The organism is Halorubrum sp. AD140, assembly GCF_034497445.1.
Classification (GTDB): domain Archaea; phylum Halobacteriota; class Halobacteria; order Halobacteriales; family Haloferacaceae; genus Halorubrum.
In genome coordinates, this window is sequence record NZ_JAXRUU010000255.1 from 1 (window position 1) to 1,189 (window position 1,189).

Annotated in this window: 1 protein-coding gene and 1 pseudogene; both read right to left on the reverse strand. The window is 72.2% G+C overall.

Going from position 1 to position 1,189, the window contains the following annotated elements; all coding sequences use genetic code 11:
• Nucleotides 1-224 (reverse strand): annotated as a pseudogene (locus U4E84_RS17970) (glutathione S-transferase family protein); the annotation flags it as partial.
• A gap of 82 nt (nucleotides 225-306) precedes the next feature.
• Entirely contained in the window at nucleotides 307-1,098 is a 792-nt protein-coding gene (locus U4E84_RS17975; protein WP_322533436.1) for a PHP-associated domain-containing protein, read from the reverse strand.
• Nucleotides 1,099-1,189 lie beyond the last annotated feature (91 nt).

The following is a 1,189-nucleotide window of genomic DNA, read 5'->3' on the forward strand; positions in this document are numbered from 1 at the left end:
GCGGGCAGCGTCGGGTGCGCCCACGGGCAAGCGTACGAGACGTACAGGTGGTACCGGCCGGCCTCCGGCTGGAAGCGCTCGTCCGGCTCCGCGTCGACGTGGTCGGGCACCTCGCTGCCCGCGACCCAGTTCCGGAAGGTCGTCTCGCCGCGCTGGAACGCGCCCTCCTCGTCCGTCGCCTCGTAGGTGTCCGTGCGCCACTCGCCGTTCACGAGCTGATTCATGTCTGTTACGTGGGCTTCGACCCGTATAACGTGGGCGGGGACACGCGTGTCACCCGCCGAACGCGGGGCGAACTGCCGCTCGCTACTCGTAGACGCTCACGTCGTCGAACCGGCCCTCGTAGGCGACGTTCGACGGGAGGGTCGGCTCGTTGCCGGAGAGGAACATCCGGTCGAGCTTCGCCCACGTGTTCTCGTAGCCGAGGTGCGCGAACTCCACGAGCCCGCGGAGCTGGTGGCCGGCGCCGCCGCGGTGGATCACCGTCCGGGGACGCCGTTCGCGGAACGCGTCGACGACCGCCTCGGCGTCGTCGAGGTGGCCCTCGAAGGCGGTCCACGCCTCGCCGACCGTGCCGGTGAGGTGGGCGTACGACGAGCCGAACCCGGCGCAGCCGGTCTCCTCCGCGGTCCGGCGGGCTCGGGCGTTCTGGTGGGGGAGGAGTTTGGTGTTGTACGTCTCGATCGCGTCGAGCCGCGCGGCGTGCGCGTCGACCTCGGGGCGCGTGAGCGAGATGGTGGCGAAGCCGGGGTGGGGGACGAGAACGGCCGCGTCCTGGCGCTCGAACTCGGCCATCGCGCCCTCGAAGGTGATGTAGTCGGGGACCGGGTCGGAGAGCCCCAAGACGAGGAGGTGCCGCCGGTTCCCCCAGTCGCCGGTGAACACCTCGCGGGCGGGGACGACGGTCAGCTCGTCGTCGGTGTGCCGCGTCGCGCGCTCGCGGATCGTCGGGAGGCGCGTGAAGTGCGGCGCGTACACGAGCGCGTCGATCCCGCGGGCCTTCGCGCGGGCGACGACCTCGTCGTCGAGCACCTTGACGTGGGCGTCGACGCGCGTCTGCGATCGGGTCACGGGCGAACGGTCGTCGCCGCGGCGCAAAGGCGTATCGTTCGACGACGACGGTGCCGCGACCGCGGACCGGAAGCTGCCTCGTCCGTCCCCCTCGCCGCCGCGGTACACCCCCGTCGCC